Raw genomic sequence first — 11458 nt, 5'->3', positions numbered from 1 at the left:
TGACGCAACAAGGTGAAGGAGCTCGACACCGTGCGAAAGGCGTCTCTCATCGCCGTCCTGGTAGGGAGCCTCACCGGTTGCGGCCTCGTGTCCAGCCCCTTCGCCCAGCCGACCGCCTCGCCCGGGACGATTTCCCCCTCCCCGTCCACCGCGGCTCCCGTGCCGACACCCTCGCCCTCTCCCACGTCCGAGAGCATCCGGCTCACCATTCCCGACGCCAAGAAGGCCGCGGCGTCCTGGGTGGCCGAGCACAACAGAACGATCAAGGATCGCGACTGGTGGGATGACTCGTCCAAGCGGGACGAACTGTTCTGGGACGGCACCCGGCACGAGGTGGTCATCGATCAGGGCCATGTGGAGGACGGCGACAAGAGCAAGATCCGCAAGCCGATCCGGCTGACCGGCAGGCAGACGTACTACGTGCCCCGCCGGCAGCCGCCCGGCGGAGAGTGGTTCATCCTCCAGGCGACCTACAGGGGACAGGACCGGCCACATGTCCTGGCCTTCTGGCGGCCAGAGGGCGAATCCTTCAAACTGGCCGCGAAGACCCCGCTGCACTACGGCCGGCGGATGCCCAGGCCGCGCCTGGACGCCGAGGGGTACGTCACCGCCGCGTCACGCGTGGACGGTACGGCCATCGCCCTGGAGTACATGACCTTCTGGAACTATTCCACGAACAAGGGGGCGGGAAAGAACGGCTACAGGCTGGCCAGGGACAACTACAGCCGCCGCGCCTACGCCAAGGTCTCCAAGGGCGCGTACGCGGGTTTCCGGTCGTTCACCGCCTCCTACGGCTTCCGCACCGGGGACGGCGGCTCGTTCTACCTCTTCAGCCTGCTCAACCACCCACGGTCGATCTGGCAGGTCCTCACCATCGGCGGATTCGTGCCACGAGGTGACAAGGCGATTCAGGAGATCGCCGGGGACTGGTACGCCTAGGACTGCTTTGCCGGGTGGTCAGGGCGGTCCACGGGACCACGACCGCGTCACAGCCCTGGAAGACCGATACCTGAGATCGCGAAGCGGCCGCGAGCGACCACGCGAGATCAACTTATGGGCGGTGGCCCAGGTGCGTGCCGGCATCGGATGACCCGGGCCTCAGCCTTCGTCGGCGGGGGCCGCGTCCGGTCCCGTGTCGCCGAGGGAGACGAGCAGGCGGCGCAGGAGCACGATGAGCTGGTCGCGGTCGGCGGTGTTCAGATCGTCCAGAAGCCGCCGCTCGTTGGCGACGTGCTGCTCGACGAGCGTGTTGACCAGGCTCAGTCCTCGGTCGGTCAGGGAGATCAGGACGCGGCGCCGGTGGGCCGGGTCGACGGTGCGGTCGACCAGGCCCTTGTCCACGAGCCGGTCGATGCGGTTGGTCAGGGCGGCCGAGCTGACCATTGCCGCCGTGCTCAGCTCGCCCGCGGTGAGGACGTGGGGCGGGCCGGAGCGCAGCAGGGTGGCCAGCACGTCGAACTCCCAGGATTCGACGCCGTGGACTGAGAAGTGCTCCTTGATGGCGCGTTCGAGGAGGCGGGAGGCCCGGGACAGGCGGCCGACGACCTCCATCGGCGAGCAGTCCAGATCGGGGCGTGCCGCCTGCCACTGGCAAATGATCATGTCTACTCCGTCGCGAGGTTCGGCGGTCGTCATGGCGGTTCCTGTCCTGGGCTGGGGCTTTGTACAGAGGCTAACACTTCGACATCGAAGTGTTTGACTCTTTCGGCCATCGTGGTCTAAATTTTCGACATCGAAATTTTCGAAGGAGACCATGATGAAGGTATTGCTCATCGGCGCCACCGGCTACCTTGGCTCGGCGGTCGCAGACAGCCTGACCGAGGCCGGCCACCAGGTCGTCGAACTGGCCCGCCCCGGTGATGATCGGCCGGGTCAGGGGCGTGAGCGGCGCGTCGGCGACCTGACCGATCCGCGTTCGCTCACCCAGGCGGTGACGTCCGACATCGACGCCGTGATCAACATGGCGACGCCCTCCGGTGACGCCGAGACCGACGCCGCCGCGGTCGCCGCGCTGACGGAACCGCTGCGCGGCACCGGGAAGGTCTTCCTCTACACCAGCGGCGTCTGGGTGCTGGGGGCCACCGGGCCCGACCCGGCCGACGAGAACGCCCCCACCAACCCCGTCCCGATCGTGGGATACCGGCCGACGATCGAGCGCCAGGTGCTCGCCACCGCCGAGGACGGCGTGCGCGCCCTGGTGATCCGCCCGGGCATCGTGCACGGCCGGGGCGGCGGCATCCCCGCCCTGCTGGTGAACCTGGCCCGCGAGCACGCGGCGCCGAGGTTCGTCGGGGAGGAGGCGGTGCGCTGGCCCATGGTGCACGTCGACGACCTCGCCGACCTGTTCGTGGTGGCGGTGGAGCGGGCGCCCGCCGGAACGCTCTGGCATGGTGTGACCGAGCCCGCGGTCGCCGTCCACGACCTCGCCTCCGCGGCCGGACGCGCCGCCGGTGTCTCCGCGGAACCGCGCGGATGGCCGCTCGACCAGGCGAGCGAGACGCTCGGCGCCGCGTTCGCCGACGCCCTCACCCTCGACCAGAGCGTCAGCGGCGACGCGGCGCGCGACAAGCTCGGATGGAGCCCCCGCCGCGAGGGCGCAGTCGCCGATCTCCTCGAAGGCTCCTACCGGTAAGACGGCGACGTCCCCCTATCGGACATATCAACCGCATTGACAGCACAACAACGACCGACCATAAGGAGAAGACAATGAGCATCGAGGTTTTCGGCACCACCGAGGCCCGGCAGGACGAGGTCGATGCGATCGTCCGGCTCGTCGCCGGCGTCGAGCACGCCCAGCAGAACGAGCTGCCCGAGGCGTTCATGAGCCTGTTCCGCACCCAGGACCCCGTCTGGACCACCGCCCACGGCAAGCGCCTGTCGGGCTGGGAGGAGATCAACGCCTTCACGCACAAGGTCCTGCCCGGCGCGATGAAGCACTCGACCGCCAGCTACGAGGTCGTCCGCATCCTGTTCGTCCGCCCGGACGTGGCGGTCGTCAACGTCCGCCAGCGGCCGGTCCGGCTCGACGGCAGCCCCCGCGACGACTACCCCGAGGGCAGGCCCTTCTACGTCCTGGCGAAGGACGACGGCGAGTGGAAGATCGCCGCCGCGCAGAACACCCAGGTCGTGGAGGGATAAGCGAAGCAGGCCGGTCCGGCAGGGCATGTATGCCGGTTCCGGCGCGGCGGGTCAAACGGTGACATAGGTGCGGCGACAACGATCCGAGCCTAGTCTGGTTCTGTTGGCTCGGTCCTGGGGCGTGGGGATCCTGAGGGTCTGAGCCGGTGGAGCATCCATGACTGCGGTGGCATCGAACGTTTCGAACGTGTGCGGGCCGTCGGCGGGGCTGACCGGTCTCGCAGGCCGTCGGCATGAAACGGCCGAGGTCGAACGGCTTCTGACCGGTTCCAGGCTGGGCTGGTCACTCCCGGAAGTTCTCCGCGACTCAGACGGAGCACGGTCGTATGACCAGGGCTGATCCTTCGACGGAGGCGTCCAGCTTTGTCGGACGCAGGCATGAGCTGTCCGCGGTCAGGAGGGTGCTGTCCCAGGCGCGGTTGCTGACCTTGACCGGCACGGGCGGTGTCGGCAAGACCCGGCTGGCGCTCAAGGCCGCGGAGACTCTTCGGGGCAGGTACAGGGACGGCGTGGAGGTGGTCGAGCTGGCCACGCTGGAGGCGGGCGACCTGCTGGAACCGACCGTTGCCGCGGCACTGAGCCTGCGTGAGGCAGGACCTGACCTCATGGTCACGTTGGTGGACTACCTGTCGGACAAGCGGATGCTGCTGATCCTGGACAACTGCGAGCATCTGCTCGAAGACTGCGCCCGCTTCGTGGACCGGCTGCTGCGTGGCGCTCCCCGGCTGCGGGTCCTGACGACCAGCAGGCAGACGTTGGGGGTGTACGGCGAGCAGGTGCTGGCGGTTCCGTCGCTGTCCGTGCCGGACCCCGGCGGTCCTACCCGGTACATCGTCCGGCACGATTCGGTGCGCCTTTTCGTGGAGCGGGCGGCGAGCGTGTGCCCTGGCTTCTTCTTGGACACCGGCAACGCGGCGTGCGTGGCGCGGTTGGCCCAGCGTCTGGAGGGGATCCCGCTGGCGATCGAGCTGGCCGCGGCGCGGCTGCGCACCTTGCCGTTGGAACAGCTGATGCGAGAGCTGGACGGGTGCTTCGAGGTGCTGGAAGCCGCGGCCCCTGCCGCGTTGCCACGCCATCAGACGCTGCGCGCGACCATGGACTGGAGTTTCCGCCTGTGCTCACCGGTGGAGCGGCGGCTGTGGGCCCGGCTGTCGATGTTCCCTGGTGGGGTCGATCTGGAAACCGCCGAGGCGGTCTGTTGCGGCGAAGGAATCGACCCTGCCGAGATATTTGATCTGGTGGCCGGGCTGGTGGACAAGTCGGTCCTGGTCGGCGAGCGGCGGGAGGCCGGGATCAGGTACCGCATGCTGGAGAGCATCCGCGCGTACGGTTCCGAGCAGCTGGCGCCTTCCGACGAGCGAGTACTGCGCCGGCGTTACATCGACCACTACCGGGATCTGGCTGAGAGGAATCGGATCGACCGGAATGTTCCGGACCAGCTTGAGCGATACCGGCTCCTGCAACGGGAACTTCCCAACATGCGCGTCGCGCTTGAGGTGTGTCTGGGTGAACCGGGCATGGCTCCCGTGGGGCTTGAGACGGCGTCGGCGATGTGGTGTTTCTGGCTCCTCGCCGGTTCCCTCACCGAGGGCCGGTACTGGCTGGAGCGCGGCCTGGAGCTGGTGCGGGAAGCGGGCAGCGCTCGGGCGACGGCACTCTGGGTGGACAGCATGCTCGCCCTCCGCCAGGGCGATCTGGCGGCGGCGACGCCGAGGCTGGAGGAATGTCACACCATCGTGCGGCAGATGGGGGATGAGGACGTCCTGCCGTTCGCCATCCGGACCTCCGGCGTCGCCGCGTTCTCCACCGGTGACGCCCAGCGTGGTCTCGCGCTCTTGGAGGAGTCGCTCGCCCTCCACCGGGCCGCCGGCGACCTTGACGGCGTCGTCTTCAACCTCTACTACGCGGCCACATACGGTTCGATCGAGAATCCCGACCGAGCCGCTGTGTTCGGCGAGGAGATGTTGGAGCTGTGCGAGGCTCATCACGCGCTGGTGTCTCGCGGGTATGCCCAGTTGGCGCTCGGTCTCGCCGTGTGGAACCTGGGTGACTGCCGCCGGGCCGAGGCACTGGTGCGGAGGGCCGCCGAGTTCACCGGAGAGATCAACGACCGATGGTGCCTCACTCAGTGCCTGGAGGTGCTGGCGTGGGCCGCCGGTGCGAGAGAGGACCACGAACGCGCCGCCCGGATGCTGGGTGCGGCGCACGCGTTGTGGCAGGCGGCGGATGCCTCACCGGCCCGGCTGTGGTACCACGCGAGATGGCACGAGCGCTGCGCGGAGCAGGCCCGCCGCACGCTGGGGAACCGGGCGTTCGCGGCGGCCTTCCGTGACGGGGCGAGGCTGGGTCCGGAGCGCGCGGCCGCCTATGCGCTTGAGGGATGACCCAGGCCGGCGGGGACGGACCCGGAGATCGGGAGTTCAGTACGGCAGCGGCCGCCCTGAAGGAATTCGAACCGGATGGTCTTCCCCCGGGCGTGCGTTCGCTGCCCCAGCAGCAAGCCAGCCAGCCGAGTATGCCCAAGTGGATGACCTGGTTTACACAACCGGCCCGCAAATCCTGACATTTCTCGCTATGGTGCTGAAGATCGCCTAACAGCCGTCACGGGAGTCCCATGCCGCACGTCGAGCCCCTCCGGGAAGGCGACCCCACGGCCGTGGGGCCCTACCGGCTTCTGGGGCGCCTGGGCGCGGGCGGGCAGGGGGTCGTCTACCTGGCCCAGGGGCGCGACGCCAGGCCGGTCGCCGTCAAAGTGCTGCGGGACGGGCTGGCCGACGAGCGCTTCGCCAGGGAGATCGACGCGGCGCGGCGGGTGGAGCCGTTCTGTATCGCTCAGGTGCTCGACGCCTCGCAGAGCGGCCGGCCGTACATCGTGACGGAATACGTCGAAGGGCCCTCGCTCCAGCAGGCGGGGCGTCACAGCGGCGCCGACCTGCAACGGCTCGCCGTCGCGACCGCGACCGCGCTGACGGCCATTCACCAGGCGGGCATCGTGCACCGCGACTTCAAGCCCGCCAACGTACTGCTCGGGCAGGGCGGGCCTCGGGTGATCGACTTCGGGATCGCCCGATCCGTCGAATCGGGGCTGACGGCGAGCAGCGGCATCATGGGGACGCCCGCTTACATGGCGCCCGAGCAGCTCGCCGGGGCGATGGTAGGACCCGCCACCGATGTGTTCGCATGGGCATCGGTGATCGTGTTCGCCGCGACCGGGAGCCCGCCTTTCGGCGAGGACTCGCTTCCCGCTGTGATCAACCGGATCCTGCACAACGAGCCACAGCTCGGCGACCTGCCACAGCCTTTGCGCACGGTCGTGCTCGGGTGCCTGGCCAAGGATCCGGCGCGCCGCCCGTCCATGCAGGACGTGCTGCTGCGACTGCTGGGCGGCCAAGACGCCGGCCGTCCGGGAGATCCCGGCCACAGCGGCCCGTCCACGGTTCCCGGAAGGTCGCGGCGGGGGAACAGGCCGGAGAAGACGCGCCGAGGGGGCGGCGGCCGGATCGTCGCAGGAGTCTCCGGTGCGGTGGCGCTGGTGGCCGCGGGGACCGTCGTCTGGGGCGTCACGAACAGCTGGGGCGCCAAGACACCGGGTCCGAGCACGGAAGCACTGGCGATCACCGCGACTGGAAAGCCCAGCCCGACGGCGTCCCGGCGTCCGAAGCGGACCAGGAAGCCGGCCACGGCCAAACCGACCAAGAAGCCGACGGCCAACCCGACGGCCAACCCGACAAGGGAACCCACCACCGGCCCGAGGGAACCCACCACCGCTCCGACGACCCAATCGGCGAAACCCACCAGGTCCGCTTCGCCGGGTGGCGGGGGGTCGTTCCGGATCGTGTGGGTGCACGCCATGGGCGCCAGGAAGGCCAATACCCAGGATTGCGAGATCGGCCAGTCCAACACCTTCGGCCTGGTCGAGGGGACCAAGCTGAGCACCAGGTTCCACTACCAGTGGATCCTGGACGGCCGGGTGGTGGAGCGTTCGGAGTCCGTCATCGCCGAGTCCCACACTCAGCAGGTCATCGGCCCGCTCGTCACACCGAACGGCCCGCACCGCATCACGCTCCGCCTGACCTCGCCCGCAACGGCGTCGAAGACCCTCTCGTTCACCATCTGCCCGGTCGGCACCGAGTGACGGCCCCGCTTCTGCCCGAGGATCCCCCGGCCGTCGGCCCTTACCGGCTGCTCGGGCGGCTGGGCGAGGGCGGCCAGGGCGTGGTCTATCTGGGACAGGCGCCCGACGGGCGGCGGGTCGCCGTCAAGGTCCTGCAGGACGGGCTGGCGGGTGACCACCACTTCGCCAAGGAGATCGACGCGGCGCGACGGGTGGAGCCGTTCTGCGTCGCCCAGGTGCTCGACGCCTCGCTGGGCGGCCGGCCGTACATCGTGACCGAGTACGTTGAGGGCCCCTCGCTCCAGCAGGCGGGCCGCCATGGCGGCGCCGACCTGCAACGGCTGGCGGTCGCGACCGCGACCGCGCTGGCTGCGATCCACCGCGCGGGGGTGGTCCATCGCGACTTCAAGCCCGCCAATGTGCTGCTCGGCCGCGACGGGCCGCGCGTCATCGACTTCGGCATCGCCCGCGCCGCCGGCCATTCGCTGACCGTGACGAGCAGCATCGTCGGCACACCCGCCTACATGGCGCCCGAGCAACTCGCGGGCGAGCCGATCGGCCCGGCGGTGGATGTCTTCGGCTGGGCGTCGGTGATCGTGTTCGCCGCGACCGGGACGCCTCCGTTCGGCAACGACTCGCTGCCCGCCGTGATCCGCCGCATCCTCCACGACGAGCCGTACTTGGGCGACCTGCCGGGGCCGCTGCGCCCGATCGTGCTGGCCTGCCTGGCCAAAGACCCCGCCGCACGGCCCACGATGCAGGATGTCCTGCTCCGGCTCATCGGCGCCCAGCCCAACACTGTGACAGACCACACCACGAGCCGTCGCGGAGGTACGGCGGGTCGTCACGCGGACCACCGGGGCGATACGGCGGGCCGTCCCGTGAACCGCCGGCTTGGGAAGGCGATGCTCGCGGGCGCCGCGGCCCTGGGGGTGTCCGCCACCCTGGTCGCGGGGGTGATCATATGGATGCCCGCTCCGGCGACGACCGCCGCCCCTGCCTCAGCCACCACGGCCTCCCCTGGTGTCGCGGCAAAGAAGCCGGATCCGGCGGCCAAGAAGCCGGGTTCTGCCACGACCGCCCGCCCGAAGCCCACAACTGCCCGCCCGAAGCCCACGGTCTCCCGGCGGCAGCCGACGGCCGAACCCACGACCTCCGGACCAGAGACCTCCAAACCGGCGACCTCCAAGCCCACGGCCTCCCCATCGAAGACCACGACCGCGGCCGCGGGCGGAACCGTCCGTCTGGCGTCGTTGACGCTGGACGGACTGAAGACCGACAAGGGCTGCTGGTCGTCCAGCCTCTTCCCGGTCGCCCTGCTCAAGGGGCCGACGGGGAAGCAGACGGAATACGGCTACAGATGGATCGTGGACGGCGAGGACGAGGGGTGGAAGACGAGCTGGGTGGCCACCAACGGCACCGACAAGAACCAGCGCAACCCGTTCGGCGCGTTCTCACCGGGCAGGCACACGATCGTCTTCCACCTCCTGACCCCTGCCAAGGACACCGAGAGCGTCTCGTTCACGGTGTGTGAGCCGTACTCCTGAGTGCCGTAGGAGCCGGAGAGCGGCGGAGCTCGTCAGGCGGCGGTCAGCCCTGAGAACAGCAGGACGGCCAGGGCGAGCGCGACGAGCACGTTGACGACCGTGGCACCGGCGAACACGACGACGGGCCGCCAGCCCGCCTCGCGCAGCGAGGAGACGCGGAACTCCAGGCCGATGCTGACGAAGGCCAGGATGAGGAACCAGACGCGCAGGTCGTTGGCGACGCCGATGACCTCCTTGCCGTGAGCCGCGGTGACCGTGGTCAGGTACCAGGTCGCGATCACCGAGGCGGCCACGAAGCCGAGCACGAACTTCGGAAAGCGCCGCCACAGCTCGGCCGGGCCGGGCTGGGACGCGTCGGGGCGCCGCTCGATCCGGAAGGCGAACCAGGCGGTCAGCGCGACCACGACGACGCCGATGAGCGCGTTCTGGGTGACCTTGACGATCGTGGCGATGGCCAGGGCGTTCTCGCCCACGATCGTGCCCGCGGCGGTCACCGCGGCGGTCGTGTCGATGTTGCCGCCGATCCAGGCGCCGGCCACCTCCGGGCTCAGCCCGAGGAGGGAGGCGAGCGCGGGCAGGATGAAGATGGACGGCAGCGCGAAGACGATCACCAGGCTGGCGCTGTAGGCGAGTTGCTCGCGCCTGGCCTGTACGGCCCCGGCCGCGGCGATGGCCGCGCTGACCCCGCAGATCGACACGGCGGCCGACAGCAGGGCGCGCAGCTTGTCGTCCAGCCCGAGCCGGCCGCCCAGCCACCAGGTGAACGAAAACACCGTGCTGATCAGCACGATGCCCTGGATGACGGCGGGCCCGGCCGCTGTCACGATCACCTTGAGGTTGATCGACGCGCCCAGCAGGACGAGCCCTGTCTTGATGAAGAACTCGGTACGGAAGCCGCCCGCCAGCCGGTCCCGCAGCCCGGAGCCGGTGAGTACGGCGTTGCCGAGCAGGCCCAGGGCGATCGCGTAAATCGGGAACTCGACGGCCTTGGCCAGCGCGGAGCCCTCGAACCAGGACGGAACCCCCTTCTCCAGGAATCTCGTGGCGGCGCCGAGGAGCAGGACGGCAAGCACGCCGAGCGCGCTCCACTGCCAGGTGCGTGGGGTGGTGGAGGTCTGGACGGTCATCACGGCACCAGCCCTGGGGGGATGACACCGGCGAGGACCAGCACGAGCAGGACCAGGCCGAGGACTGTGGCGGCCCAGTCCTCATTGAACGCGGTGCGGCTCTCGGGGGGTTCTTGCGTGCTCATGAGATGCCCTTCTGTGACGCCCGATCTCAGTCGGGATCCTCCGCAAAATTCCCCATGAAATCAATAGGGAAAGCATGAAATCGGCGCCCGTGGCCCAGGTCGTAAGCCTTGACGGGATCCGTCCGCCGAGTGTGGCCATCGCGCCACCCCCGTCGCCCCTGAGTGGCGAGATCGCGTCGATCCCGCCGCCCTGGAGTGGCGAGCCGGCCTTCATCTCGGCCTGCCCGTGGCCTCCGGCCCTCGTTCTGGACGGGGAGACGTGCATGTCAGCGACAATAACATGTATATCCAGTAGGAAATGTTGACTTTATCTGTGCGGGCTCGTAGCTTCATGGTCATGAGCCAGGGCCCCTACCTGACCCGGCGCCCGCACGTGGACTACGGCCACGTCGCCAGCGCGCAATGTCACTGATCACGAGAACTCGCCGCCTATCCCTATGCCTCCCGTGGAGGAGTGATTCGTGATCAAGATCATTCATGTCCTGTCCGCCGCGCCGTACGCGATCGGGGGCGGCTCGTGACGCTGCCCGAGGTGCAGGCGCCATCCCTCCCGGATGAGCCGTCGCTCCAGGAGGAGGAGCGGCCATCGGACGTGGTGACGGCCCGTCATCCACTGCGGTGGCTGGCCGGTGCCGCCGTGCTCGTCCTGCTGGCGATGGCGGCCAACGCCCTGGTCACCAATCCCGCCTGGGAGTGGGCGGTGGTGGGGGAATATCTGTTCGCCCCGTCGGTGGCGCGTTCGGTGCTGCTCACGCTGGAGCTGACCGCGATGGGCATCGTGCTCGGCTTCGCGCTCGGCACGGTGCTGGCGCTGATGCGGCTGTCGGCCAATCGGCTGCTGTCGTCGGTGGCCTGGGGATACGTCTGGCTGTTCCGGTCGGTGCCGCTCATCCTCCAGCTGCTGTTCTGGTACAACCTGGCGCTGCTCTACCCCCGGCTGTCGGTGGGCGTTCCGTTCGGGCCCGCGTTCTTCGATTTCGGCACCATGGACCTGATCGGGCCGTTGACCGCGGCGGTGCTCGGGCTGGCGCTGCACCAGGCCGCGTACGCCGCCGAGATCGTCCGGGGCGGCCTGCTGTCGGTGGACCACGGGCAGCGGGAGGCCGCCGCCGCTCTGGGACTGCCCCCGGCGCGGCGACTGTTCCGGATCATCCTGCCGCAGGCCATGCGGACCATCGTGCCCAATGCCGGCAACGAGATCATCGGCCTGGTCAAGGGCACCTCGGTGGTGTACATCATGGCGCTGCCCGAGCTGTTCTACCAGGTGCAGGTGATCTACAACCGCAACGGCAGGGTCATGGCGCTGCTGCTGGTCGCGGCCATCTGGTATCTCATCCTGACCACCGCCCTGTCGGCCGTCCAGTACTACGTGGAGCGCCACTACGGCAGGGGGCGCGCGTGAGCCAC

Annotated in this window: 10 protein-coding genes; 7 read left to right on the top strand and 3 right to left on the bottom strand. The window is 69.3% G+C overall.

Features of this window, described 5'->3' with window-relative positions:
• Positions 1-30: 30 nt before the first annotated feature.
• Positions 31-939, top strand: coding sequence for a hypothetical protein (locus tag ACFY2X_RS24505; RefSeq protein ID WP_389941400.1), 909 nt, complete (start codon positions 31-33; stop codon positions 937-939).
• A gap of 159 nt (positions 940-1098) precedes the next feature.
• Here the strand turns inward: ACFY2X_RS24505 and ACFY2X_RS24500 are convergent, their stop codons facing one another.
• A complete protein-coding gene (locus ACFY2X_RS24500; RefSeq protein WP_389941398.1) occupies positions 1099-1602 on the bottom strand; it encodes a MarR family winged helix-turn-helix transcriptional regulator in 504 nt (167 codons plus the stop codon).
• Positions 1603-1756: 154 nt separating this feature from the next.
• Here ACFY2X_RS24500 and ACFY2X_RS24495 point away from each other — a divergent pair, with 154 nt between their 5' ends.
• From ACFY2X_RS24495 to ACFY2X_RS24475, 5 genes are all read left to right on the top strand, one after another.
• The gene (locus tag ACFY2X_RS24495) at positions 1757-2632 is read left to right on the top strand and encodes an NAD-dependent epimerase/dehydratase family protein (RefSeq protein WP_389941396.1); all 876 of its coding nucleotides are present in this window, start codon (positions 1757-1759) and stop codon (positions 2630-2632) included.
• A gap of 74 nt (positions 2633-2706) precedes the next feature.
• Positions 2707-3138 carry an SgcJ/EcaC family oxidoreductase gene (locus ACFY2X_RS24490; protein WP_389941394.1) on the top strand — a complete coding sequence of 144 codons (432 nt, stop codon included), beginning with the start codon at positions 2707-2709 and terminating at the stop codon, positions 3136-3138.
• 326 nt (positions 3139-3464) lie between these two features.
• On the top strand, positions 3465-5522 hold the full coding sequence (locus tag ACFY2X_RS24485) for an ATP-binding protein (RefSeq protein ID WP_389941392.1): 2058 nt from the start codon (positions 3465-3467) through the stop codon (positions 5520-5522).
• 230 nt (positions 5523-5752) lie between these two features.
• On the top strand, positions 5753-7273 hold the full coding sequence (locus ACFY2X_RS24480; RefSeq protein WP_389941390.1) for a protein kinase: 1521 nt from the start codon (positions 5753-5755) through the stop codon (positions 7271-7273).
• A complete protein-coding gene (locus ACFY2X_RS24475) occupies positions 7270-8799 on the top strand; it encodes a protein kinase (RefSeq protein WP_389941388.1) in 1530 nt (509 codons plus the stop codon). The genes ACFY2X_RS24480 and ACFY2X_RS24475 overlap by 4 nt, the downstream gene beginning before the upstream one ends.
• Positions 8800-8831: 32 nt before the next feature.
• On the opposite strand, the gene ACFY2X_RS24470 is transcribed toward ACFY2X_RS24475, so the two are convergent.
• Together ACFY2X_RS24470 and ACFY2X_RS24465 are read right to left on the bottom strand one after the other, a co-directional pair.
• Positions 8832-9926: a YeiH family protein gene (locus ACFY2X_RS24470; protein ID WP_389941386.1), complete on the bottom strand. Its 1095-nt coding sequence runs from the start codon at positions 9924-9926 to the stop codon at positions 8832-8834.
• Positions 9926-10051, bottom strand: coding sequence for a hypothetical protein (locus ACFY2X_RS24465; protein WP_389941384.1), 126 nt, complete (start codon positions 10049-10051; stop codon positions 9926-9928). Before ACFY2X_RS24465 ends, ACFY2X_RS24470 begins: the two co-directional genes overlap by 1 nt.
• A gap of 517 nt (positions 10052-10568) precedes the next feature.
• Between ACFY2X_RS24465 and ACFY2X_RS24460 the strand changes: the two genes are divergently transcribed.
• Positions 10569-11453: an amino acid ABC transporter permease gene (locus tag ACFY2X_RS24460; RefSeq protein ID WP_389941382.1), complete on the top strand. Its 885-nt coding sequence runs from the start codon at positions 10569-10571 to the stop codon at positions 11451-11453.
• The last annotated feature ends 5 nt before the right edge of the window (positions 11454-11458 follow it).

The sequence above is a fragment of the Streptosporangium sp. NPDC000396 genome, from assembly GCF_042898655.1.
Classification (GTDB): Bacteria; Actinomycetota; Actinomycetes; order Streptosporangiales; family Streptosporangiaceae; genus Streptosporangium.
The sequence above is the reverse complement of the archived record's forward strand: the minus strand, read 5'-3'. Positions and strand labels throughout refer to the sequence as shown.